19 protein-coding genes are annotated in these 25,127 nt (G+C 71.1%); 9 read left to right on the top strand and 10 right to left on the bottom strand.

Annotated elements, in window-relative coordinates:
- Positions 1-52: 52 nt before the first annotated feature.
- From ACOOHE_RS08945 to ACOOHE_RS08920, 6 genes are all read right to left on the bottom strand, one after another.
- A complete protein-coding gene (locus ACOOHE_RS08945) occupies positions 53-1,324 on the bottom strand; it encodes a type IX secretion system plug protein domain-containing protein (protein ID WP_420457457.1) in 1,272 nt (423 codons plus the stop codon).
- Positions 1,260-3,665 (bottom strand): hypothetical protein, encoded by a 2,406-nt coding sequence (locus tag ACOOHE_RS08940; RefSeq protein ID WP_420457456.1) that lies wholly within the window; start codon positions 3,663-3,665, stop codon positions 1,260-1,262. The genes ACOOHE_RS08945 and ACOOHE_RS08940 overlap by 65 nt, the downstream gene beginning before the upstream one ends.
- Positions 3,666-3,950: 285 nt before the next feature.
- Positions 3,951-4,835 carry a DUF3078 domain-containing protein gene (locus ACOOHE_RS08935; protein ID WP_420457455.1) on the bottom strand — a complete coding sequence of 295 codons (885 nt, stop codon included), beginning with the start codon at positions 4,833-4,835 and terminating at the stop codon, positions 3,951-3,953.
- A 70-nt stretch (positions 4,836-4,905) separates the two neighbouring features.
- Entirely contained in the window at positions 4,906-5,073 is a 168-nt protein-coding gene (locus tag ACOOHE_RS08930; RefSeq protein WP_420457611.1) for a histone H1, read from the bottom strand.
- Between the two features lie 167 nt (positions 5,074-5,240).
- Positions 5,241-5,897 carry a hypothetical protein gene (locus ACOOHE_RS08925; RefSeq protein WP_420457454.1) on the bottom strand — a complete coding sequence of 219 codons (657 nt, stop codon included), beginning with the start codon at positions 5,895-5,897 and terminating at the stop codon, positions 5,241-5,243.
- Between the two features lie 91 nt (positions 5,898-5,988).
- Positions 5,989-6,675 carry a hypothetical protein gene (locus tag ACOOHE_RS08920; protein ID WP_420457453.1) on the bottom strand — a complete coding sequence of 229 codons (687 nt, stop codon included), beginning with the start codon at positions 6,673-6,675 and terminating at the stop codon, positions 5,989-5,991.
- A gap of 288 nt (positions 6,676-6,963) precedes the next feature.
- On the opposite strand from ACOOHE_RS08920, the gene dnaE reads away from it, so the two are divergent.
- From dnaE to ACOOHE_RS08890, 6 genes are all read left to right on the top strand, one after another.
- Entirely contained in the window at positions 6,964-10,437 is a 3,474-nt protein-coding gene (gene dnaE / locus ACOOHE_RS08915) for a DNA polymerase III subunit alpha (RefSeq protein WP_420457452.1), read from the top strand.
- 2 nt (positions 10,438-10,439) lie between these two features.
- Complete coding sequence (locus tag ACOOHE_RS08910) at positions 10,440-11,666, top strand: PIN domain-containing protein (protein WP_420457451.1); 1,227 nt, start codon at positions 10,440-10,442, stop codon at positions 11,664-11,666.
- Positions 11,667-11,690: 24 nt separating this feature from the next.
- Positions 11,691-12,998 carry a PQQ-dependent sugar dehydrogenase gene (locus ACOOHE_RS08905; protein ID WP_420457450.1) on the top strand — a complete coding sequence of 436 codons (1,308 nt, stop codon included), beginning with the start codon at positions 11,691-11,693 and terminating at the stop codon, positions 12,996-12,998.
- Between the two features lie 258 nt (positions 12,999-13,256).
- The gene (locus ACOOHE_RS08900) at positions 13,257-14,153 is read left to right on the top strand and encodes a DUF2911 domain-containing protein (RefSeq protein ID WP_420457449.1); all 897 of its coding nucleotides are present in this window, start codon (positions 13,257-13,259) and stop codon (positions 14,151-14,153) included.
- A gap of 185 nt (positions 14,154-14,338) precedes the next feature.
- The gene (locus tag ACOOHE_RS08895) at positions 14,339-14,935 is read left to right on the top strand and encodes a hypothetical protein (protein WP_420457448.1); all 597 of its coding nucleotides are present in this window, start codon (positions 14,339-14,341) and stop codon (positions 14,933-14,935) included.
- Between the two features lie 109 nt (positions 14,936-15,044).
- On the top strand, positions 15,045-15,506 hold the full coding sequence (locus tag ACOOHE_RS08890) for a TerB family tellurite resistance protein (RefSeq protein ID WP_420457447.1): 462 nt from the start codon (positions 15,045-15,047) through the stop codon (positions 15,504-15,506).
- Positions 15,507-15,534: 28 nt separating this feature from the next.
- On the opposite strand, the gene ACOOHE_RS08885 is transcribed toward ACOOHE_RS08890, so the two are convergent.
- Complete coding sequence (locus tag ACOOHE_RS08885; protein ID WP_420457446.1) at positions 15,535-16,494, bottom strand: YihY/virulence factor BrkB family protein; 960 nt, start codon at positions 16,492-16,494, stop codon at positions 15,535-15,537.
- A gap of 82 nt (positions 16,495-16,576) precedes the next feature.
- Between ACOOHE_RS08885 and ACOOHE_RS08880 the strand changes: the two genes are divergently transcribed.
- The 3 genes from ACOOHE_RS08880 to ACOOHE_RS08870 are packed head-to-tail and all read left to right on the top strand — an operon-like array spanning position 16,577 to position 19,638.
- Positions 16,577-16,909, top strand: coding sequence for a Smr/MutS family protein (locus ACOOHE_RS08880; RefSeq protein WP_420457445.1), 333 nt, complete (start codon positions 16,577-16,579; stop codon positions 16,907-16,909).
- Positions 16,906-17,640, top strand: a complete 735-nt coding sequence (locus tag ACOOHE_RS08875; protein ID WP_420457444.1) for a gamma-glutamyl-gamma-aminobutyrate hydrolase family protein — start codon at positions 16,906-16,908, stop codon at positions 17,638-17,640. The genes ACOOHE_RS08880 and ACOOHE_RS08875 overlap by 4 nt, the downstream gene beginning before the upstream one ends.
- A gap of 36 nt (positions 17,641-17,676) precedes the next feature.
- Positions 17,677-19,638, top strand: coding sequence for a hypothetical protein (locus ACOOHE_RS08870; RefSeq protein WP_420457443.1), 1,962 nt, complete (start codon positions 17,677-17,679; stop codon positions 19,636-19,638).
- Positions 19,639-19,915: 277 nt separating this feature from the next.
- Here the strand turns inward: ACOOHE_RS08870 and ACOOHE_RS08865 are convergent, their stop codons facing one another.
- From ACOOHE_RS08865 to dnaG, 3 genes are all read right to left on the bottom strand, one after another.
- Positions 19,916-20,419 carry a plastocyanin/azurin family copper-binding protein gene (locus tag ACOOHE_RS08865; protein ID WP_420457442.1) on the bottom strand — a complete coding sequence of 168 codons (504 nt, stop codon included), beginning with the start codon at positions 20,417-20,419 and terminating at the stop codon, positions 19,916-19,918.
- Positions 20,420-20,477: 58 nt separating this feature from the next.
- Positions 20,478-22,736: a polyphosphate kinase 1 gene (ppk1, locus tag ACOOHE_RS08860; RefSeq protein WP_420457441.1), complete on the bottom strand. Its 2,259-nt coding sequence runs from the start codon at positions 22,734-22,736 to the stop codon at positions 20,478-20,480.
- Positions 22,737-22,980: 244 nt separating this feature from the next.
- Complete coding sequence (gene dnaG, locus ACOOHE_RS08855; RefSeq protein ID WP_420457440.1) at positions 22,981-24,870, bottom strand: DNA primase; 1,890 nt, start codon at positions 24,868-24,870, stop codon at positions 22,981-22,983.
- Positions 24,871-25,127: the final 257 nt, after the last annotated feature.

Below are 25,127 nucleotides of genomic sequence, written 5' to 3'. Positions count from 1 at the left end.
GACGGGGACGGAGGCGAACGAAAAGGGCGGAGTCGGCTACCCACACTCCTCCTCACCGCGCGACGCCGCTGCGGACGGCGATCAGGCGATCGGTAAAGCGGCGGGGGTCGGCGAGGTAGGCGTAGGCCGTGAACAGCGAGGGCCCGCTGAGCCCGGGCGTCTGGGCGTCCGCCCCGACGTAGCCGTAGACGTAGCGGCCTTGCTTGAGCAGGAGCGTCCGCTCGTAGCGGCCGTTCGCGTCGACCCACTCCATCTCGCTCTCGGGCGTCCGCCGCCAGCCGTTGAACGGGCCGACGACGTAGACGCGCCGCGGCGACTGGCGGCTCTGGGGCGGGACGTAGCGGAACGTGGTGGCCACGTACTCGGCGTCGACGTCCGCGCGGCCGACGTCGCGGTACGAGGTCTCGATAAGGGGGATCGACGCCAGCACGGCCTGGCGGACGTCGCCGCCGAACTCGGCGAAGTCGAGGTCCAAGAGCGCTGTCGGCGGGGCCGCCGCCCGGTCCACCTCGACGACCTCCGTGTTGACGCCCAAGAACCCGAGGTCGACCTCGAACAGGGCCGACTGCTCGGCGAACGCCTGGTCGCGGGGCAGGTAGAACTGGTACAGCGCCAGGTCCACGAGCGACGGCTGGGGCGCGCACCGGAGGTTGTCCGTCCGCCCGTTCCGCCCGAAGCAGACCGTGTACTGCGAGCCGTCGTACTCCTGGAGCCGCGCGTCCGGCCGTAAGCGCGCCGCCGGCTGGATCGCGAACCCGACCGACCCGTCCTGGATCGCCGACCCGAACACGAGGTCGACCTCGGCGAGCTGCTCGGTCACGAAGAACGGGACGTCGAACAGCAGCGCCCCGTCGGTGTCGCGGACGACCGCCCGGTAGTTCCCGCTCACCCGGAAGCCGACGTTGGCGTTCGGAAAATCGTAGCGGTAGTGGACGTAGGGCACGTCGACGGCCGAGCCGGACCGCTCGTAGTCCAAGATCCGGTCGGTCTCGAACCCGTCGAGGTACTCGCCCGGCAGCAGGTCCACGCGCCCGAGCCGGTCGGTGTGGACGAACGAGATGTCGAGGGGCAGCCCGACCTCCTGGCCGATCAGGTCGAACTCGAGCCGGAGCGGCTGATTCGCGCCGAGCGTCGTGACGGGCAGCGTGGCCTCGTCGCCGAGCACGTGGAGCTGGAGGGCCCCGACGCGGGCGTCGGCCACGATCGTCTCGCCGACGCGGGCGGGCGGGACGGCGTCGGGCGTGGCCCCGAGCTCCTCCTCAGGGAGCGCGCAGCCCGTCGCGAGCAGCAGGGCGACGAGCGGCAGAGCACGGAGTGAGGGCATCGGGGGCGGGCTGGGGATCGGCGAAGATAGGCGGAGGGTCGGCCAGGCTCTGGCGCCAGGCGGTCCGCCGAGCGCGGTCGGCGGCCAGGGCGGCCAAGCTCCGGGGGCCCCTCGCGGCGAACGCCGAGTCGAGGCCGGCGAGTAGACGCGCGCTGGCCGTGAGGGCTCCGGCCCGGTACGCCATTGTGCCCTGGAGGAGGCGGAGCACGCGGCGCCCCTCGGTCGCCGAGTCGTCGGACTCGTCGCGCCCTCCCCCGACGGCGTCCCCTCTCCCCGTGGGAGAGGGACAGGGTGAGGGGCCGGCCCACGGCCCGAGCATGGATCGCCCCCCCTCACCCCCCAGAGGGTGGGGAGGGAGCCTTGTCCCGGAGGTTGCGACGCCCCCGGTCACGTCGCGACTCAGGTCGTCCGGGCACCACGCGCGAGCCAAGGCCCAGGCCTCGGACGGCCGGTCGTCGGCTGCGAGGTCGAGCGCGGCCAGGACCGGGGCCTCGGCCCGGAGCGACGGCGGGACGTCGCCGGGCGTCGCCCCGAGCCACTCGCGCAGGACGTCGCGCGAGAGCCCGGCCCGCTGGCGGACGAGCAGCCGGCCGACGGCGTCGACGGGCGCGAGCGAGTCGGCGGCGGCGCGGTAGGTCGCGGCGGCGTCGCGGCCGAGCAGGCGGCGGACGTCGGCGAGGTGGACGAGGGCGGCGGCGTCGGGGACGCTGTCGGCCAGGGCGACGGCCCGGTCGAGGTCGGCCGCGGTGGCGGGCTCCCCGCTCGCGAGCCGGGCGCGCAAGTCGCCGCGAAGAGCGGGCAGCCACAACGGGTTGTCGGCCCGCGCTGCCCGGAAGGCGCGGGCGGCAGCGGCCACGTCGCCGTCGTCCCACGCTTGGGCGCCGTCGCGCGTGAGCCGGGCGTAGGCGGGCAGGTGGTGCGGGCACCGCGCCTCGAACAGCGACGGCCGCGAAAAGAGCCACCGGGCCACGGCGACCGCCTCGGGGTCGACGGGGATCTGGGCGAGGTCGGCGGCCCAGGCGTCGGCGAGGGACGCGAGCGAGCGGCCGTAGGCGGGCTCGAAGCGGCCCGTCCGGTACGCCCGGCGGAGCGGCTCGGCCCCGAAGCGGTCCAGGAGCCAGGCCACGAACGCCCCGTTCGCCGTGTAGGCCACGCCCGCCCGCGCTGTCCAGAACCCGCCCGGCGACATCGTCCGGCGGACCGCGTCGGCCGGGTCGCCCAGCCCGCCGGCCCCGTCCTCCAGCACGCGGCCGGCGACGACGAGCGCGGTCGCGTCCGGCAGCCCGTCGGGCGGTTCGAGCGCGACGGCCAGCCCCTCAACGAGGCCGACGGCCGGCGACGCCTTCACGACTGGCATCCCGACCTCGCGCGCCAGCACGTGGACCAGCTCGTGGCCCAGCGACCGCTCGACCTCGTCGGCCAGCATGTGGACCTGGGGCGTCGGGAGCCACACCGGGACCACGCTCGTCTCGCGCGAGCCGATGAGCGCCGCCTTGGTGTCGGCGTCCGGGTAGAGGTAGACGGCGACCGGGACCGGGGGGCGGACGCCCAGCCGCGCCGACAGCGTCTCGAACCGGAACAGCGCCTCGCTCGCCAGCCGCGCCCGCTCGGGAACGGGCGTGTCCGGCGCGAGGTGGAGCACGACCGGACCGAGGTCGACGCGCGCCGAGAGCACGCGCTGGATCCCCCGCTCGGTCTGGACGATCCCCAACGGCTGCCCGGCCACGACCGAGACGACGACCCCGGCGAGCGCGGCGGCGCCAAGTCGGACCGCCCTCCGCCCTCCTCCCCGCGCGGCTCGCCCGACCGCCACGAGCGCGACGGCCCACAGCAGCGTCTGGGCCTTCGCCGCGAACAGGCCCGGCCGGATCGCCAGCTCCTCGTCGTAGATCGGGCCGAGCACGCCGCCGAAGACGGAGCTGTAGGTGAACAGCTGCGGGTGAACCAAGAGATCGACCGCGACGCCGGCGAGCGCGACGACGAGCGCGGTGATCGCCGCCGTCGTTCGGGGCGCGCGGACGCGCAGGCCCGTGATCGCGACCGCCAGCCCCAACCCGAACAGCACGCTCGGCGGGACGAGAACCAAAAACAGCCCGAGGCCCTGGAGGTAGCCGCAGTTGGGCCGCCACAGCAGCGACACGGTCAGCAGCCCCAGGGGCACCGCGAGCAGTCCCAGGTGGGCGCGGGCGACGGCCCCCAGCTCCGCGCCGCGCTGGAACACCCCGACGCTCCCCACCGCCGCCGTCAGGCAGCCGACCGCCGCGAGCACCGCGCTCGCCTCGGCGTGGAGCACACCGAAAACGGGGATCGGCCACAGGGCGACGGTCGCCAGCGCGTACACCGCCGCGACCCGCCGGGCGTGGCGGCGACCGTCGAACGGGAGGGGCGGGGTCAGAGTCAGGGGGAGTCGAGCGGTCTGTGTGTGGCCGGCCCCATCACAGCCAGGGCTGCTACGTCTTTCAGAGAGCGTCCAACTCACACCCGTCATTCTCGCGCACGCGGGAATCCACACGCAGCAGCTCCTTGGCGAGAAGCTCCCTATGGATCCCCGCGTTCGCGAGGATGACGAATGGGGGGAGAGATCGACTGTAGAGCCTGCCCTCGCCAGCGCCCCGACGGGACCCGCTTACAGCAACCCCAGCGACACGCCGACGCTCAGGACCTCGCGGAGCTGGACGTCGGCCGACACGTCGGCGTCGTACAGGGCCGTCCCCTCGATGCGGACGTTGAGCACGTCGTTGACCTTGAGCACGAGCCCGTTCTCGAACACGACGTCCGGCGCCTCGGCCCCGATCTGGCTGAACCCCTGGAACGCCGCCAGCCGCGACCGCAGCGTGACGTTCTCCGCCAACGGCCGCTCCAGGGCCAGCTCGGCGTCGACGCCGGCCTCGACGCGGACCGCCTCGTCGAGGGCGTTGCCGTAGACCGGCCGGAGCCGCTCAATCGCGACGACCGTCTCCTTCAGCCCCAGCCCCAACCGTCCGACCAGCCCGTTGCCGGGCCGGTACGCCAGGCCCACGGTCTGGGCAAAGACGAGCGGGGCGAGCGCATCGGACACTTTGAGCGCTTGGCCCGGCACGACCGACAGCGACGGGTAGTCGGCGGCGGCCGGGGCGTAGTCGTAGCCCGGCGCGAACTGGCTGCGGACGGTCGCCGAGACGGCCGGGCGGATCGGGCGGTCCGACGCGAGCTCGGCGGTCACGGCGTAGCGGGCCACGTCGAGTGCCTTGCGGAGGGCCAGCGTGTCCTGGCGCAGCACGCCCAGCGCCAGCCGGAGCTCCTGCGTCGTGAGGACCGACCCGACGACGCGGTCGAACTGGCCGTCGACCTCGGCCGTGGCCGCGAGCGCGCTGACGCCGCCCTCCTGCCAGTTCGAGAAGGCCGCCTGGTTGCCCGCCAGCGACGCGACGAGCGACGAGCGCCAGCCGTCGGCGGCCCGCAGCGTGTCGGCCTCCTGAGCCTGGGCGGTGACGAAGACGGCGAGGACGACGGCGAGGGTGACGATGCGCATGGGGCCGGGGCCAAACGAGACGAGGCCACGTCACCGAGTGACGCGGCCTCGCAGGGTCGGGACAGACGAGCTAGTCGTTCTTCTTGTCCTGGACGTCCACGCGGATGTCCTGGGCGAGCTGCTTGAGCTCCTGCATGCCCTTCCGGACCCGAGTGCCGGCGGCCTTGTTGCCCTTGTCGTAGAACTTGCCGAAGTCGTCCTCCAGGGAGGCGACGTGCTCCTGGAGCTTGCTATACATGCTGGCCATAGTGAGGGGAGGGTTGGGGGAAAATGGGCGGCGGGCCCTCGGCAGATCGCCGTTCTGGGCCCGCCAGGGGCTTCAACATACCGTCTCCGCGCCCGGCGATCAAGCGGCGCCCCCCTAAACGAGGCCATTTGGGGCGGTCCGCTGTCCGCGCCACGGGCTCATCCCACCGACAACACGGCGGTTGGCCCCCCTGGCTGCCGGAGAGCCGCGCGGAGGCCTACGCGTACGTGGCCGCGCTCCCCACCCGCCCGCCGGATGGCCTCGGCGTCCGGGACGACCCCTTGGTGGTCCGCGAGCGCCCCGTCGCCGTCCAGCGAGGCCGTCGAGAGCGCGGCGACCGGGACCTCCAGCGAGGCCGCCAGCACGCCCGCCGAGCGGGCCGGGTCGACCTCGACGAGCGCGCCCTCGCCCGCGGCCAGCGACGCCACGACCGCGACGACGCCCTGGCCCACGAGGTCCCCCAGCCAGCCCGTCCGCCCCGCCACGACGTGGCCGTCGGCGACCTTGAGCAGGCCCCGGTCGGCGCCCATCACGCGGATGGCCGAGACGCCTGCCTCGTTGAGCTCGTGGACGACCTCGCGGTTGAGGTCCCGGGTCGCCCGCTCGACCGCCGCCCTCCCCTCAGCGTCGTCGACCCGCCAGACGCCGTCGGCCGCCGTCGGCATCCGGCCGAGGGATTCGAGCGCCCGCTCGCCCCGCTCGCCGCTCCCGTGGATCAGGACCAGCCCGGTCCCCCGGGCGGCGACGTCGCGGGCCAGGCCGGGCACGAACAGCGGGTCGCCGAGGAAGTAGGGGTCGAGGTAGACGACGAGCATGGGCAACGCAGGGCGGGGGCCGCTCCGCGGCGGCGCGGTCCCGGAACGACCGCGGCTCGTCCGAGGTCCGTGCTCGGGCTCCCGACGTGCGCTACAGCGAGCGGTGCGCGAGCGAGAAGGGGGCCTGGACCCGAGGCCAGCACCCCGTCCGCGGCGGCCCCGAGTTGCGGCCCACCTCGTCGTCTTCGCAGACGCCGCCCGGCGGCCGGTCCTCCCGCCCCCTGAGGAAATACAAGGCCCCGGCGCCCAGGGCGATCCACCACGGGATCCCCGCCCGCGACGCGCTGGGGACGGGGGCCGCGACCGGGCCGAACACACCAGCCATCGGCGTGGGCTGCGCGGACGACGGCGGGAGCGGGCGTGCCGGCGGGACGACGCTCCCAACCCGGACCGTGTCCCGGCGGACGTCCTCGCGGACGACCGGCGGACGCTCAGGCCTCGGGCGGCCGTCGAGCCGCCGCGCGCCCCCCTCGCGGAGCACGCCGAAGTCGGCGTCCCCGCCCAGGCAGCAGCAGCAGTCCCGCTTGCGGACGACGACGTGGAGGCGGGCGTCGCCGCCCAGCGTGTCGGGGAGGACCTCGACGTCCCGGTCGAACGGCTCGTCGCACGGGACGTCGACCACGTCGACGACGATCTCCCTCGGCTCGCCGGGCTCCATCGGGGCGATGCCGACGCGCGACGCGGCGAGAAGGGTAAAGAGGAGGACGACCCCGCCGACGCCGGCCGCGAAGTGCCGGAGGCGGGTGCTCTTGTGGTAAGGGCGGGAGTAGGGTTTCATGGCACGCGGTGGGGACGGCGACGCCGTGAGCGAAGCCCCGCCCACACGGCACCGGATCGGACTCAACGGTACTCGAATGGAAATGCGCCATTCCATTCTTCCCGTCCGTCGATCCGGCGCTTGAGGCCGTCTCCAAGCCGCTCGTCCCCCCGCCCGCTCTGGAGCCGGGCCGGTCCGCCTGCCGGTCGGTCGTGCCGACGGGGCAGGACCGTCGCGGCCAAGTTCTCCACACGGGTTGCCCACGTTGGCCGGCCCCCGTGATCTTGCGGGCGGTCCCCCCGCCGCCCGATGCCCGAGTTCTGCCACCTCCACTGCCACACCCAGTACTCGCTCCTCGACGGAGCGGCCCGGATCGACAAGCTCATCGGGCGCGCGGCGGAGCTCGGCCACCCGGCCGTGGCCATCACGGACCACGGGAATCTGTACGGCGTCCCCGAGTTCTACACCAAGGCCCAGCGGGCGGGCGTCCAGCCCATCATCGGGTGCGAGTTCTACGTCACGCCGTCGGGCATGGCCGACAAAGGGGACCGGACGCGGTACCACCAGGTGCTCCTCGCCAAGAGCCTGGAGGGCTACCGGAACCTTATCAAGCTCTCGTCGCTGAGCTACACCGACGGCTACTACTACAAGCCCCGGATCGACCGCGACACGCTCCGCCAGCACAGCGCCGGGCTCGTCGCGACCACGTGCTGCTTGCAGGGCGAGGTGTTGCAGGCCATCCTCAAGAAGGGCGAGGACGAGGCGCGCGCCGTGTTCGAGGACTACCTCGACATCTTCGGCGAGGACTACTACATCGAGGTCCAGGACCACGCGATCCCCGAGCAGCGCCGGTGCAACGCGGTCCTGATGCGGTGGGCCGAGGCGTACGGCGTCCGGGTCATCGCGACGAACGACGTCCACTACGTGGCCCAGGCCGACGCCGAGGCCCAGGACGTCCTGCTGTGTTTGCAGACGGGGAAGGACCTCCACGACCCGAACCGGATGCGGTTCGAGAACGACCAGTTCTACCTCAAGTCGGCCGACGAGATGCGGTCGGCGTTCGGCTCGTCCGTCCGCGACGGCGTGTTCTCGACGGCCGCCGCGGTCGACGCCGCGCTCGACGCGACGCGCGAGATCGCCGACAAGTGCCACCTGGAGTTGCCGATGGGCCAACTCCTGATGCCCCACTTCCCCATCCCGCCGTCGTTCGACGGTCCGGGCGCCTACCTCCGCCACCTGACGTACGAGGGCGCGCGGCGGCGGTGGCCCGAGGTCTCCGAGACGATCCGCGAGCGGCTCGACCTGGAGCTGGGCGTGATCGGGTCGATGGGGTTCGACGGCTACTTCCTGATCGTCCAGGACTTTACGACCGCCGCACGAGACCTCGGCGTGAGCGTGGGTCCGGGGCGCGGGTCGGCGGCGGGCTCGGCCGTGGCCTACTGCTTGGGGATCACCAACATCGACCCGCTCCAATACGACCTGCTGTTCGAGCGCTTCCTCAACCCCGAGCGCGTGTCGATGCCCGACATCGACATCGACTTCGACGACCGGGGGCGCGGCAAAGTCATCGACTACGTCGTCGAGAAGTACGGGCGCGAGTCCGTGTGCCAGATCGTGACGTTCGGGACGATGGGCTCGAAGTCGGTGATCCGCGACGTGTCCCGTGTGCTGGGCGTGCCGCTGCCCGAGGCCGACCGGATCGCCAAGCTGATCCCGGACGGCGTCAAGGTGACGCTCGAAGCCGCCAAGGGCGAGGTCAAGGAGTTCGCGGACCTGTACCAGCACCAGGACCCCCAGATCCGCAAGCTGATGCACTACGCGACGGTCTTGGAAGGATCGGCGCGGCACACGGGCGTCCACGCGGCCGGCGTCATCATCGCGCCGGGCGACGTGAGCCAGTACGTCCCGGTCTCGATCCAGAAGGGCAAGGGCGGCGCCGGCGACGCCGTCGTGACGCAGTACGATGGGAAGTACATCGAGGACTTCGGCCTCTTGAAGATGGACTTCCTCGGCCTCAAAACGCTGACGATCCTGGACGACGCGCTCGCGCTCATCGAGGAGAACCACGGGATCACGATCGACCTGGACGCGGTCCCGCTCGACGACCCGGCCACGTTCAAGCTGTTCCAGAAAGGCGACACCATCTCGATCTTCCAGTTCGAGTCGTCGGGCATGCGCGAGTGGATGCGCAAGCTCAAGCCGACGTCGCTCGACGACTTGATCGCGATGAACGCGCTCTACCGGCCCGGCCCGATGGACCTCATCCCGAGCTACATCGACCGGAAGCACGGCAAGGAGCCCGTCGAGTACCCGCACGAGATGCTGCGCGGCATCCTGGAGCCGACCTACGGCATCCCGGTCTACCAGGAGCAGGTCATGCAGATGGCCCAGGTCATGGGCGGCTACACGTTGGGCGGGGCCGACCTGCTCCGCCGCGCGATGGGAAAGAAAAAGCAGTCCGAGATGGACATCCAACGGGTCACGTTTGTGGACGGCGCGGCTGACAAGGGCGTCGATGCGCGGAAAGCAAACGAGGTCTTCGATATGATGGCCAAGTTTGCAGGATACGGATTTAACAAAAGTCACTCGGCTGCATATTCCGTCGTCGCTTACCACACGGCCTACCTCAAGGCCCACTACCCGGCCGAGTTCATGGCGGCCGTGCTCACGACCGAGATGGCCGCCAGCGACAAGCTGGCCGTCGCGCTCGACGCGACCCGGAGCGCGGGCATCGAGATCCTGCCGCCGTGCGTGAACCGGAGCCAGGCCCACTTCACGGTCGAGCACGGGCGGATCCGGTTCGGGCTCGGCGCCATCAAGGGGGTCGGGCTGGGCGCCATCGAGGCGCTCGTCGAGGCGCGCGACGCGGCCGGCGGCGCGTTCGACGACCTGTTCGCGCTGTGCAAAGACCTCGACCTCCGGACGGTCGGCAAGAAGACGCTGGAGGGGCTGGCGGCGGCGGGCGCGCTCGACGCCTTCGAGGGCCACCGCCGCCAGCACTGGGACGCCGTCGACCTGGCGTGGAGCTACGCCCAGAAGCACCAGGCCGACAAGGCGGCCGGCCAGTTCTCGATGTTCGGCGCCGGCGAGGCGACCGGGAGCTCGTTCGTCCCGGCCCTCCCCCACTGCGAGCCGTGGACCAAGGGCGAGACGCTCCGTCACGAGCGCGACCTGATGGGGTTCTACGTCTCGGGCCACCCGCTCGACGACTTCGCCGCCGAGGTCGCCACGTTCGGGACGGTCCAGCTCGGCCACGCCGACGGCGTGATGCACGAGTCGGACCAGACGGCCATCGGGATCGTGACCGAGATCACGCGGCGGACGACCAAGTCCGGCCGGCCCATCGCGTTCGTGACGCTGGAGGACACGACGGGCCAGGCCGAGGTGGTCCTGTTCGCCCAGACGCTGGAGCGCTGCGGCCACATGCTCTTGGTCGACGAGGTGATGATGGTCAAGGGCAAGGCCGAGACCTCCAGCGGCAACATCAAGCTGGTCGCCAAGGACGTGTTGCCGATGTGGCGCGTGCGCGAGCAGCTCGTCAAGGCGCTCACGGTGCGAATCGACGTCGACACGACGACCGAGGCGGACGTGACGGCGATCAAGTCGTTGTGTGACGCCCATCCCGGCGCGTGCAAGGTCTACTTCGAACTGGCGTCGTCGGCGATGCCGCGGCCGGTCCGCCTCCACGCGAGGACGGCGGTCGTGGACCTGACGCCGGAGCTGATGAAAGGGCTCACTAGAAGACTTGGAACCGGCTCACTCGTTCTCGAATCTGAGGTATGAGCATGAACCGCCCGCGCCCAATTCTCATTGATACATGCATCTTCGAGTCAGAACGATTCGATGTAAAAAATTCAAAGTTTTCGCGGATCTCCGAGCTATGCCAATTCGAAGTTGGCAGACTCGCGTCTTTCCCTGCGCTGGATCGTGAGATCCGAGAGCACATGAGGGAGTATGCTGCGAATGCGCGAGCCCAACTTCGTAAAGCATCCATTGCTTCCATTGGGGTACTTGAGCCGGGAACAGAGAGTTTACTGACTCCAGGATCCGTCCCCGCCCCCGACTCCCTTTTCAAGGAGATGGAGGCACGGTACGACTCCTATCTGCAGTCAAGCAAATCTGCTAACATAGGCTTCAGCTACGTTTCCCTGCCTGACGTCGTTGATCGCTACTTCTATCGCGCTGCCCCATTCTGCGGGAAGAAACCTAAGGAGCAGATGATAGACGCGCTGACGCTTTCAGCTGCTGAGAACTGGGGCGAGTGGACTGGTAGGGAAGTGCTACTGGTATCAAATGATGAGCAATGGATCGAATTTAATAATGATTCTAAATACACGGTAATTTTTAGAAAACTAGACACACTTATTGATTTCCTCACTCGGCAGGGTGGAGTAAAGTCGTTCGGCGGTGACTACAGCAAACTTTCCGATCATGCGTTCGATAAGGCACGGTCCACGAAACCAACCGGGGGCTACGTCATCACAAGAACAAATACAGCAGAACCAAATAGCATAGAGCGAGACGTACGCACGTTCGGCGATCTATTGGAGGAAATTAGATTTGGGCACGTGTATATTTCCATCTCAAGCAAAGGTGCAAAACTTATACATACCTCATTTATTTCTGATCAGTGTGCCTTGATTGCCTCAAGGTTTCCAAATCGACTTGCGCTCTACCATCGGATCGCCAAGTCTCAGTACTTTCAGACTCTCGCCCGGAAGCGAGAGCCATCCTGGCCTCAGGAAACGCTCTTCTACATCGCAGTGATTAGTGGCCCAGAATCGGGATATCCGAAACACCCAAAGTTAGTTCTGGGATCAGGCGAGACGATTACCGACTGGGAGTCCTTTTCCGGAATGGCTGTCCAAGCAATCCAGAACCTTCGGCCGAGCACGGAAGACAAGCTGACCAGAACACTTCGCACTGCATACCATCTTGGTTTCTCTCATCTTGAGAGAAGCACCGACCTGGAAGAGGTCCGTCTCATTTCCCAACATTCTGCGACTGGCTGATTGTGAAGAGGCGCCGCTCCCACCATGCCCTCGCTCCCCCGTCTCGGCCTCCTCAGTGCCCTCCTCGTCGTCGCCGGCTGCGGCGACACGGCCCGCCTCACCGTCGCCGAGGGGACAGGGCCCGACCCGGCGCTCCCCCCGCCCAACACGTCTCTGATCCCGACGGTCCACATCGCCGACGCCGAGCCGTGGCCGGACGGGCGGAGTCCGACGCCCGCCGCCGGGCTCGCCGTCGAGCCGTTCGCGTCCGGGCTCGACCACCCGCGCTGGCTCCACGTGCTGCCCAACGGAGACGTGTTGGTGGCCGAGTCGGCCGCGCCTGCGAAGGCCGGGACGAACGGGCTGATCGGCCGGATCCGGACGTACTTCTCCAAGAAGGCCGGCGCCGCCGTCCCCAGCGCCGACCGGATCACCCTCCTTCGCGACACCGACGACGACGGCGACGCGGACGTCCGCTTCCCGCTCTTGCAGAACCTCGCGTCTCCGTTCGGAATGGCGCTCGTCGGTGACCGGCTGCTCGTGGCCAACAGCGGCTCGCTCGTGGCCTTCCCCTACCGGACCGGCGACACCCGGATCACGGCCGCGCCCGACACGCTGGCGCACCTGCCCACCGGGACCTACAACCAGCACTGGACGCGGAGCCTCATCGCCGACCCGGACGGGCGGACCGTCTACGTCGGCGTCGGCTCGGCGAGCAACGTCGGCGAGCACGGGTTGGACGAGGAGGTCGGCCGCGCGGCGATCTGGGCCGTCGATGTCGAGACCGGCGACACGCGGCTGTTCGCGACGGGCTTGCGCAACCCGGTCGGCCTGGCGGTCGAGCCAACGACGGGCGCGCTGTGGACGGCCGTCAACGAGCGCGACGAGTTGGGCAGCGACTTGGTCCCGGACTACATGACGGCCGTGCAGGACGGCGGCTTCTACGGGTGGCCGTACAGCTACTTCGGCGACCACGTCGACACGCGCGTCGAGCCGCAGCGGCCGGACCTGGTGGCCCGGGCCCTCGTGCCCGACTACGCGCTCGGCCCGCACACGGCGTCGCTCGGCCTGGCGTGGTCCGACGGCGGCGCGCTGGCGGCCTACGGGCCGGGCATGGTCGTCGGCCAGCACGGGTCGTGGAATCGCAAGCCCAAGAGCGGCTACAAGGTCGTGTTCGTCCCCTTCGCCGATGGCCGGCCCGACGGCGCCCCGCGCGACGTGCTGACTGGGTTCCTGTCCGAAGATGAGGAGGAGGCGTACGGTCGGCCCGTCGGCGTGGTGATCGCGAGCGACGGCGCGCTGCTCGTCGCGGACGATGTCGGCAACACGGTGTGGCGCGTGACCGCCCGCTAACGCCTCACCGTCCGAGGGGGCGGCGCGCTCGCTTGCCCTGGTCCGTAAACTCGACGGCCTCAGAGGCTGTTTGATAGTGGCTCCGTACCGCTCGTGACGTCCCCTCTCTCTCTGGGAGAGGCCCGGTGAGGGTCTGGAAGCGCTTCGTGTAGCCTCGTGCTCGTCCCGACCGCCCCCCTCACCCTCGCCCTCTCCCCCCAGGGGGTGGAGAGGGGACCTGATCTCCTCGTACCAAACAGCTTCTCACGCCTCCGACCCATGTCCACGATCCCGTTCGCGGGGCGCCTCGCCGCCCTCTCCCTCGCCCTTCTCGGCCTCGCGTCCGCCGCGAGCGCCCAGCAGCTCACGACGCCCCGCGTCAGCCCGCACGCCCGGGTGACGCAGACGGTGGGCCTGACCGAGCTGTCGGTCGACTACCACCGGCCGGCCGTCAACGGGCGCCGCGTCTGGGGCGACCTGGTGCCGTACGGCGAGGTCTGGCGGGCCGGGGCGAACGAGAACACCGTGTTCGAGACGTCGACCGACCTGATGGTCGAGGGCGAGCCGCTCCCGGCCGGGCGCTACGGGTTCCACACGATCCCGGGCGAGGACACCTGGACCGTCGTCTTCTCGACCGTCTCGGTCGCTTGGGGCTCGTACACCTACGACCCGGCCGAGGACGCCCTGCGCGTGACCGTCGTCCCGCGCCCGGCGCCGATGACGGAGCGCCTCTCGTTCCACTTCGACGACCCCGACGAGGACTCGGCCACGCTCGTCCTGTCGTGGGACGAGCTCGAGGTGCCGGTCTCGCTCGTGGCCGACACGCCGGCGGCGGTGCTCGCCAGCATGGAGGCCGAGCTCCGCGGCGTCGCCGGGTTCTACTGGGAGGGGTGGAACCAGATCGCCCAGTACGCCCTCGACACCGACCGCCGCCTCGACGACGCGCTGGGCTGGATCGACCGCTCCATCGGTGTCCGCCCGACGTTCGCCAACACGATGACGAAGGCGGCGCTCTTGGACGCCTCCGGCCGGGCCGACCAAGCGGCCGAGGTGAGGACGGAGGCCTTCGGGCTCGCGACCGAGGACGACGTCCGGGCCTACGCCCGCGAGCGGCGCCGCGCCGGCCGGCCCGACCAGGCCGACGCCGTCCTCGCGCGGATCGGCGAGATCCCGTAGCCGGGAGCGTGTGATCTCAGGTCTGGTCGCTCAGTAGTCGTACGGAGTGAGGAGTGTGGGGGTACGGAAGGGGTCGGCTCTCCACACCCCCTCCTCCCACACCCCCACACTCTGACCGGATTTGGTGTGACACGCGGCTGACACCGGGGCCCGTCATCTTTCCGCTGCACCCTCGCAGCCGGCCGATGACCCGCTCGCACGTCCCCGCCCTCCAGCGCGCCCTGAGCGCCCACGAGGCCGCTCCCACGGCCCGCATGGGCGCCCACCTGGCGGACTACTCGTTCCGCTTCGACACCGACGCCCCGCCGACGTCGGCCCCGCGCCCGACGGGGCCGGGGACCGGCTGGACGCTGGCCGAGACGTTGCGCGAGCTCCGTTTGCGCAACACCGGCGTGGTCCCGACGACACGGGGCCTGCGGGTCCGCCACGCGCACCGGGTGCCCGAGCTCGCTGCCGCCGTCCGCACGCACGCCGACGCGGTGGGGCTCTGGCTCGACCTCGGCCGCCCGGCCCCGACCGGCGGGTGGGACGACGAGGTCGCGTTCCAGGCCGCGTGGCTCGACGCCCGCCTGGGGACGCCGCCGACGCCGCTCGCGCTCCGCCCCGGCGTCGCCGTGACCGACTGGGCCCGGTTCCGGGCGTCGGTTGGGGGCGCCCTGGCGCAAGGGCCCGACGCGCCGTCGGCCGCGACCCTCCGGCGGGACCTCGCGGACCTGTTCGCCGGGCACGCCCGGTTCGGCGTCCGGCCGGTCCCGCGTCGGCGGCCGGCCCGCGCGGCGTAGTCGGCCCAGCGGCGCGGGCCCGCCCGGGTTCCCCGTCGCTCCACGGTGCGGGCCGGCCGGTGCTCGCGCGGCGGCGGTAGTTTGGGGTCCCTTCTCCCTGGATCCCGCCATGTCTGCCCTCCCGACGCTCGACCTCCACCCGCTCCCTGAGGACCAGCGCCTGTCCTTTTTCGGCGCCCTCTTCGCCATGTCGGCCGCCGACCGCGACATGGACGAGAGCGAGGACGACCGGATCTTCGAGTCGCTCGACCTGGGCGACCTCTCGGGCGACGCCCGCCGGCGGGTCTTCCAGCTCGCGATCCAGCCGCCGCCGCTCGAGCGGTGCCTCCTGGCGTTCCGCGACACCGACCTCGAGCTCCGCCGCGCGCTGATGCTCAACCTCATTGACGTCGTCCTGGCGGACGGCCTGATCGAGCCGGCCGAGCACGTCGGGCTCCACGAGGCGCGCGAGGTGCTCGGGCTCGACCGCGACGACATGGCCCGGCTCCACGACGCCGCGTTCTCGGTCCAAGGTGCCGAGGTCCAGCGCCCGATCCGCCCGATCCCGCTGTCCGAGGTGAGCGAGGGGTAGACCGGTCTCGGACGAGACGCCTCTCCGCTCAGTACGGCGCGGGGTCGCGGGGGAGGGCCGTCGGGTGGACGTCCGAGTCGGCGTCGCCGACGGTCGGCGTCGGGGTGTCGTCGCCGGGCTCCTCGGGCTCGATGCCCGCGCCGACCTGCTCGGCCCACGCCTGCGTGAACTCGGCGCCGACGAGGACGATGAGGGCCGAGTAGTAGATCCAGACCAGGAGCAGCGCGAGCGAGCCGGCGGCCCCGAACGCCGAGCCGGGGTCGGCCGTGCCGAGGTAGAGCCCGATGGCGGCCTTGCCGATCGTGAACAGGAGGGCCGTCACGAGGGCCCCCACAGCCACGTCGCGCCACGAGATCTCGGCGTCCGGCAGCGTCCGGAACAAGACGGCGAAGAGCGCCGCCGTGACGCCGAACCCGACGACGAGGTTGAGGATCTGGACGAGCGTCCCGGCCACGCCGTCGCCCGCGACCGACGCCGCCGCGTCGCCCAGCGCGGCCAGGACGGCGCTGAGCACGAGGGAGACCAGCAGGAGGAACGCGATGGTGAGGACCATCCCGAACGAGAGCACCCGCTTGAGCACGAGTGAGACGAGCCCGCCCCCCTCGCTGGCGGCCTCGACCTCCCACGCCCGGTTGAGCGCTTTCTGGAGCTCGGCGAACGCGCCGGTGGCCCCGAACAGCAGCGCCGCGATCCCGGCCAGCTTCGCCCCGATCCCCGTCCCCATCGTGCTCGCGTTCTCGATCATCCCCCGCACGGCGTCCGCGGCGCCCCCGCCGACGGCGGCTCCGGCCTGCTCTGTTAGGACCCGGGTCACCTCGTCCGGCCCGAACACGGCCCCGGCGATGGCCACCAGCAGCACGAGCAGCGGCGGCAGCGAGAACACGGTGTAGTACGCGATGGCCGCCGCGAGCGACGGCACGTCGTCGTCGGTGACCTCCTTGGCGGTGGTGACGGCGAGGGACTTGACGAGGGGCCAGGACAGCGTCATCGGGCAGAGGGGCTGGGCAGAGGGGGATGGTTGGAACGCCCGGCTCCCGGTCCCGTTCGCGGCGTCCGCTCTCTTCCGTCCTGTGCCCCACCTTCGACTCGACGACGACGGCCAGTCGGTCACCCTCGACCTCCACGGCGCCCGCGTCGCCGAGGCCCTCGACCTGGCCCGGGCCGCCGTCGCCCAAGCCGCGAGCCACGGCCGGCGGACGGTCCGCCTGATCCACGGGACCTCGACGGCCGACCGCGGCGCCGACCGGACCATCAAGGGCGCGCTCCACCAAGCCCTCGACGACGGCGACTTCGACCGCGCGGTCACGTCCAGCTTCCGGGGCGAGGGCACGCTGACGTTGGGCCTCCACCCCGCCGCCTCTCCCGCCCCCGGCCGCCTGCGCCTCGCCGACCTCCGCCGATGACCCGCCCCCGAATCGGGATTACGACCTCGCTCAACACGACCGACGCGGGCGCGCGCGAGCAGCGCCTCGACCTCGCCTACGTCCGCGCCGTCGAGCGGGCCGGCGGGCTGCCGCTCGTCGTCCCGATGCTGGCGACCGACGAGGCCGCCGACGCCTTCGCGGCCCTGCTCGACGGGCTCGTCGTGACCGGTGGCCCGGCCGTCACCGACGGGCTGGTGGGCCGCCTGCCGGACGACATCGACGAGACCGACCCCGACCGCGTCGCCTCCGACGTCCGCATCCTGCGGGCCTTTCTCGACGCCGGACGCCCGACGCTGGGCATCTGCTACGGGATGCAGCTCGCGAGCGCGCTCCGGGGCGGCACGATCTACGCCGACGTCGAGCGCCAGGTCGAGGGAACGGCGGTCCACAGCCGGGGGCGCGGGGGGACCGAGCACCCCGTCGCCGTCGTCGCGGGGAGCCGGTTCCGCCAGGTCGTCGGGCGCGACGCGCTCGTCGTCAACACGCGGCACGTCCAGGCGATTGCTGAGCCGGGCGACGGGCTGACGGTGGCGGCCCGGGCGCCGGACGGGACCATCGAGGCCATCGAGAGCGAGGACGGGTCGTTCCTCGGCGTCCAGTTCCACCCCGAGGCGATGGAGCCGGCGCTGGACGCGCTGTTCGGGGACCTGGTCGCGCGCGCTCATCTTTCGGGCCGTCAGGAACGACCGGCACCCCGGCGCGGTTTTTGAAGAGACGACGACCGACGCTCTCCCTTTTTACCTCCGATGTCCGTTCCGACCGACCCCTCCCCCTTCCGCCCCCTCCCTGAGCTCGACGACGACGTCCCGCGCGACGCGGAGGGGGCGCCCGTCGACGAGCACGACGACCTGTCGGCCCAGGGCGCGGCCGGGCGGCGGGCGTTCCGCGAGGCCGCCCGGATCCCGCTGCTGACGTTGGCGGGGTTGCTCGCCATCGGGGTCCTGGTGGCCGCCGTTTACGGCGACGAGATCCGCGCGGCGTCCCCGAAAACGGCGCCCGAGTCGGACGCCGTGGCCGAGGCGGTCGTCCCGCTCAGCCCCGACGACCCGTACACGTTCCGGGGGCTCGACATCCACCCGGACCGGCTCTACGGCCAGTACTTCGCCGGCGCCTTCGCCGGGCTCGCCTCAGACGCCGACGCCAGCGACAGCCACCTCGCCGACTTCCGCTGGCGGCTCGACATGTACCGGAAGGCCTACGGCGTCGACGACAACTTTACCATCCGCGTCATCGACGAGCGGACGGGCGAGACGTTGGAGGTCCACCAGCTCCGCGACGCCAAGGACCGGTTCGACGGCTCGGGCCAGGTCTCGTGGGACGCCGTCAACCAGGAGCGCCGCACGGCGACGCGGATGCTCCGCGACAAGTGGCGGGCCTACGGGATCCCCCAGGACGACATCGTGATCCGCTGGGGCTACGCCGACCAGACGCTGGAGGCGCGCGGGCGCGACAGCCGCTACCTCACCTACGAGGTCAACCTCGCTCGGCGCCTCGGCCTGAGCGTGCTCGCGACCGAGATCGGGACCGTCGAGACGTTCAACCAGGACCGGTTGGTGTCGTCGGCCGGCGCGCGGAGCCGGTACCAGATGATGCCCGACATCTTGCGGATGTTCGACGTCGAGCAGTACACGTTGCCGGTGGCCTCGGGCGGGACGGTCCAGGTGCGCGAGGAGTGGCACCCGCTCCTGGCGATGGAGCCCTACATGATGCTCGTCCGGGCCTACGCGAACTCGGTCGGCCACGAGCTGCCGGGGATCTCGGCGTACCACACGGGCCCGGGCAACATCTTCAAGCTGTACCGCGAGTACCTCCGGGCCAACCCGGGCACGGCGCGCGGCCAGCACGTCTCGGACGCCTACATGTGGGGCGTGACCGACGGGTTCGAGCGCGTCGACGCCGTGTCGAGCTTCGGGCCGCACTCGCGGGTCTACGTACTCAAGGCGTACGGCTCGCTCCGGGCGACGGAAGATCAGCTCATCGACCCGACCGAGACGATCCACGCCGAGCGCGTCCGGGTCCGCCCGGGCTCGACGGCCCGGCTGTCGCAGATCCTGGCGGCGCTCGAACCTCACGCCGGCCGCCTCAACTGGGGCCCGGTCGAGGGCGAGACGCTGTACGAGAAGTTCCGCGACCTCAACCCCCACATCGACCTGCCGATGGCGCCCAGCGGCGTCCCCGCCTCGGGCGACCTCCGGCTGACGGCGTCGGCGGGGAGCACGCCGGTCCGGTTTTTCCTGCCCGCCGGGGCCACGTCCGTCCTGCGCCGCGTCGGGCTCGACGTGATCGGCGAGTCGGAGCCGTTCAACGAGCGGACGTTCCTGTTGGAGGACGGCGAGCGGACCCCGACCGACGTCGCCTACGACCGACTCGTGGCCGAGACCGGCCGGTTCGGGTTCACGCGCTCGGCCCAGGCCCGCATGGACCGGATCCACGACCAGCTCCAGGAGCTGGCGTCTCAGAACCCGGACTCGCGCTACCGCCAAACCCAGGCCAAGGTGGCCCGGATCCACCGCTCGATCTGGCGGACGTCGTCGTTCCGCGAGCTCGTGGCCACGACCGAGACGCTGCTGTCCGTCGACCCCCGCGTCAACTTGGGCCGCCAGCCTGTTGCCGATCTCACGCCGGACTCGGTCCCGCTCCGCCGCCGCGAGTCCATCGCCCCGCTCCCGGTCAAGCCGCCGCAGATCGAGGACACGATCAACTACTGAACCCGAGTGGTGTCGGAACCGAAAGAGGCGGTGGGACCGGCGACGGAGGACCGGGGACCGGCTTCCCTGACGAGTCCCAGGCGGTCTCCCGTCCCCCGTCCTCGGTCCCGACGAACGCGAGGACCGGAGGCACAACTTGGATTACTGAGGGCACGCCAGGGGAAGTCTAGTGGGCGGGGCGTGCTCGATACGTGATGCGTGATCTTCCGCGTGAGAGTCACGCATCACGCATCGGTGGCGAGCGAGGACGGCCACCCGGAGAGCCTGTGGCAGGCCCTCACTCCGTCGAGACCAGCGTGCCCTGCATAAAGCGGAAGTGGCCGGGGTAGGTGCAGAGGAACGGGTAGACGCCCGGCGGAGGCATCGTGAACACGACGGCCGTCCGCTCGCCCGGGCCCGCCAGCGGCGTCGCCGTCAGGATCGCGGGGTCGTCGGGGAGCCGGTCGCCCGAGGCCGCCCGGCCGACGCGCTCGACGGCCGGCTCGGTGGCCACGACCACGACGTTGTGGACCATGGCCGGGCTCGTCGTGGCCGAGTTGTCCATCACCAGGCGGACCGTCGCTCCGGCCGGCGCCTCGACGCGGGGCGTCGCGTAGCGCATCGCGTTCTTCACCGCCGACACCACGACCTCGGCGTCGACCTCCTGGGCGAACACGGCCTGCTGCTCGGGCGACGGCCCCGGCGCCTCCGCGCACCCGGCGGCGGCGAGCGCGGCGACAAGCGCCAGCGCCCACCGTCGACCGGAAGCCGCCGTCCGTCTTCCCCGTTCCTCGTTCCTCATTCCCCGTTCCCGGCGCTGGTGGCTCGGACGTACGAGACGTTTCGCATCCGCGTGCGCCCTAGAACGACCACGCCGCGTCGTCCTCTTCGGTCCGGCGGCGGGCGCGGTGCATCAGCGTGTCGTGGAACGCCTGGACCGGCTCGTCGTCCGGCCAGCGGAGCGTGTAGCGGCCGTCGGGGCCGAGGTCCCACGCTTGGCGGTTGTCTTCGAGGCAGAACTTGAGCGTCCGCAGCAAGCGGCTCTGGGCGACCGGGTCCGTGACCGGGACGACGACCTCGACGCGGTCGTCCAAGTTGCGGCGCATCCAGTCGGCCGAGCCGATCAGGACGTCGGGCTCGCCGCCGTTGTGGAAGTAGTAGATCCGGCTGTGCTCCAAGAACCGGCCGACGATCGACACGATCCGGACGTTCTCGGACACGCCGTCGAGGCCCGGCCGCATCCGCGTGTGGCCGCGGACGATCAGGTCGATCTCGACGCCGGCCCGGCTCGCCTTGTACAGCTCCTGGATGATGTTGACGTCGTCGAGCGCGTTCATCTTGGCGATGATCCGCGCCTTCTTCCCCGCCTTGGCGTGGGCCACCTCGCGGCGGATCAACTCGACGAACCGGGGCCGGAGGTCGCGGGGGGCCACCACGAGGGTCTGGTACTCCTGCTCCGGCGCGTAGCCCGTCAGGAAGTGGAAGAGCCCGACCAGGTCCTCGCCGATGTCCTCGCGGCAGGTGAACAGGCCGAAGTCGGTGTAGAACCGGGCCGTGGTCGGGTTGTAGTTGCCCGTGCCGAGGTGGGCGTAGGTCCGCAGCCCGCCCGGCTCCTCGCGGACGACGAGCGTCGTCTTGGCGTGCGTCTTGAGCCCGACCAGCCCGTAGGCCACGTGCGCGCCAGTCCGCTCCAGCCGCTGGGCCCACTCGATGTTGTTCTCCTCGTCGAACCGGGCCTTGAGCTCGACGAGCGCGGCGACCTGCTTGCCGGCCTCAGCCGCCCGGATCAGCGCGCGGACGATGGGGCTGTCCTGGCTCGTCCGGTAGACCGTGAGCTTGATCGCAAGCACGGCCGGGTCCTGGGCCGCCTCCTCGATAAACCGCTGGGTCGAGGCGGCGAAGCTCTCGTACGGGTGGTGGACCAGGAGGTCGCCCTTGCGGATGACCGAGAACATGTCCTCGTCGTCCTCCATCACCATGTGCCGCATGCGGATGGGCACGACCGGCTCCCACGGCAAGTCCTTCAGGTCCGGCCGGTCCACGTCGGCCAGGGAGAACAGGCCGGACAGGTCGAGGAGCCCGTCGACCTCGACGACGTCCTCGGGCTCGGTCAGGTTGAGCTCGCGCCGGAGCAGGTCCCGGACGCGCTCGGGCATGTCGTGCTCGACCTCGAGCCGGACGACCTCGGAGAACTTCCGCTCGCGCAGCTCCTCCGAGATCATGGCCAACAGGTCGTCGGCCTCCTCCTCGCTCCGGTCGACGCTCGCGTTCCGGGTCACGCGGAAGGCGTAGACGCCCTCGACGTCCATCCCCCGGAACAGCTCCTCGGCGTTGTTCGCGATCACGTCCTCGACGGCGACCACGTGGTGCGGCGTCCCGTCGACGGGGAGGAACCGGGCCCGGCCGGTCGGCACCTTGAGGCGGGCGAAGTGCTCGGTCCCGCGCGTCGGGTGGCGCAACGTGACGGCGAGCGAGAGCGAGAGGTTCGAGATGAACGGGAACGGGTGACCCGAGTCGACGGCGAGCGGGGTCAGGATCGGGAAGATGGTGTCGCGGAAGATGGTGTCGAGCGCGGCCTGCTCGTGGTCCTCCAGGTCGTCGTACTCCCGGACGACGACGCCGGCGTCGGCCAGCTCGGGCCGGAGGTCCTCCTCCCAGATCCGCGACATCTCGCGCTGCATGGTGAGCGCGGCGTCGGTCGAGAGGTCGAGCTGCTGGCGGGGCGTCCGCCCGTCGGGCGAGAGGGCGCGGACGCCGGCGCCGAGCTGGCGCTTGAGCCCGCCGATCCGCTTGCGGTAGAACTCGTCGAGGTTGTTGGCCGTGATGGCCACGAACCGGACCCGCTCCAAGAGCGGCGTCCGCTCGTCGATGGCCTGGAAGAGGACGCGCCAGTTGAAGTCGATCCAGCTCAGCTCGCGGTTGAAGTAGAGCGAGGCGTGGTCGAGGGTGGCCCCGTCGGGCACCTCCGTCGGGACGACGGCGAGGGGCAGGCCCTGGTCCGGGCGCGCCTCCTCGGCGAGGTCGATCTCCATCGCTTGGGGGAGCGGCAGGGGCAGGCCGTCGCCCTGCGCGTCGGCGGTGGTGGGCTCAGAAGTCGGGTCGGTCGGGTCGTCGGCCATGGGGGCTCGGAGGGGGCTCGGCAAGGTAGAACGGCCGAGGGCGCGCCGCGCTCCCAACGGGCGACGGTCCCAGGGCGAGCGCAACCTCCCCCCCACTCTGTCATCCTGAACGGAGTGAAGGATCTCGACGCCGACGTCGGGGGCTGTCGGAGCCGGCGCGGCAGGTCTCGGAGCCCGAGTCGAGATCCTTCGCTGGCGCTCAGGATGACACGGTAGGCGAGGGATAGCCCTGCCCCTCCGCCCTCTACTCTCCCTGCGCGCCCTCGCCCCACGCCATGAACGCGCCGCTCTCGATCTGGCGCCGGAGCTCGTTCAGCGTGCCGACCTCGCGCTGGAGCGCCGCGAGGTCGTGGCCGTCCCGCTCCGCCGCCTGGATCTCGCGAGAGAGCGCGCCGATGGCCTCGCGGACCCGGTCGAGCTTGAGCTCCTTCATCGCGCTCGCGGCCACGGCGAACGGCTGGTCGTCGCGGCCCTTGGCATTGACGCCGACCTTCGACGCCCAGTTGTCGGAGAGCCCGTGCTCCTCGGCGAGCGCGTCGGTGACGAGGACCCGGGCGGCGTCCCCGACATCGCCGCGGATGAACGGGGCGGCCTCGACCGCGCCGGCCTGGAACTGGGCGATCAGCGCCTCGACCACCTGCTGCGACGGGCCCGGCGTGAACTCGTCGAGGCCCATCCGGGTCAGGACGTGCTCGACCATCGGCACGCCCTGCTCGAGCATGAGCCGGATCAGCGTCGACTCCTCGGGGCGGACGTCGGGGACCTCGACCGGCGGCGGCGCTTGGGCCTCGGGCTCGCGCTCGAACCGGCGCGGCGGCGGGGCCGGCTTCTGGCCGCCGAACAGCCGGCGGAGGTCGGCGTCGACCACGTCGAGCTCCTGGGACGCGCGCCGGAGGTAGCCCTCGATCAGGATCGGGTCCTTCATCCGGCGGATCGTTGCCAGCACGTCGCGGACGACCTCGGCCTTGCCCTCGGGCGTCGCCAGCCGGCCCGACTGGCGGGCCCGCCGCGCCAGGAAGGCCACGAAGTCGAGCCGCTCCTCGCGGAGCACCGTCCGAAACGCTTCGGCCCCGAACTGGCGGACGAACGAGTCGGGGTCGGCGCCGTCGGGGAGCGCGACGGCGTAGGGCGCCAGCTCGGCGTCGAGGGCTCGGTCGATCCCCTTCTGGGCCGCGCTCTGGCCGGCGTCGTCGGCGTCGAACAGGAGGACGAGCCGCTGGACGTCGAGCCGCTTGAGCGCGTCGAGCTGCTGCGACGTCAGCGCCGTGCCGCTCGCGGCGACCACGTTGCGGACGCCGGCGTCCCACAGCGAGACCACGTCCGCGTAGCCTTCGACGACGATGGCCTCGCGCTCGGTCCGGATGGCCCGCTTGGCCTGCTTCATCCCGTACAGGACCGTGCTTTTCTGGTAGACCTCGGTCTCGGGCGAGTTGACGTACTTGGCCGGCGTGTAGTCGGCGCTGCCGGTCTCGGTGTCGGGCAGGATCCGCCCGCCGAAGCCCAAGACTTTGCCGATGGGCGACAGGATGGGGAACATCAGCCGGTCGCGGAACACGTCGTAGTGGCCTCCCCCCTGCCGCTCCTTCGCCAGCCCGACGGCCTCGAGCACCTCGGGCTTGTAGCCGGCCTCGGTCGCCGCCGTCACCAGCCCGTCCCACGCCGGCGTCGCCACGCCGATGCCGAACTCGCGGACGGCCTCCTTCGAGAACCCGCGGCTCCGGAGGTACTCGACGGCGCGCTCGCCTTCGGGCGTCGCCAGCGCCGTGTAGAAGTAGCCCGCGGCGAACCGGAGCGCGGCGTGGAGCGACGCCTTCCGGTCGCCCTCGGTGCTCGCGCCCTCCTCCCGGATCTCGATGCCCGCGCGGTCGGCCAGGAGGCGAACCGCGTCCAAAAATCCTGCCCCTTCTATTTTCTGTACAAACGAGAACACATCGCCTGACTCTCTGCACCCGAAACAGTGAAAAAAACCTTTGTCCGGGACGACGTTGAACGACGGCGTCTTCTCGTTGTGGAACGGGCACAGCCCGACGTAGCTGCTCCCCTGCTTCTTCAGACGCACGCGGTCGCTCACCACGTCGACCAGGTCGGACGCGGCGCGGACCTCTTCGATGACGGAGTCGGGGATGCCAGGCATGGAGTCGGTGGGTCCGTGGTTCGGTGCGTCGGTGGCGGGGACGGTCTGATACCGAGTTTGATCGACGGTTCGTGCCCCGCTCCCCCTCTGTCCCCGTACGCAGGGTGCGACACGTCCCGAGCGCCAGCGGAGAGTCTACCCTACACGGCCTCGTGGCCCTGGGAGGCTCGGGAGCGGCGAGCCGCTAGATCCTTCGGCTCCGGCCGACGACGGCCTCCGCTCAGGATGACACGGGGGGGATGAGACATCCAGCGATC

The sequence above is a fragment of the Rubrivirga sp. genome, assembly GCF_965213695.1.
Taxonomy (GTDB): Bacteria; Bacteroidota; Rhodothermia; order Rhodothermales; family Rubricoccaceae; genus Rubrivirga.
This window is presented reverse-complemented; position numbering and strand designations above follow the sequence as displayed.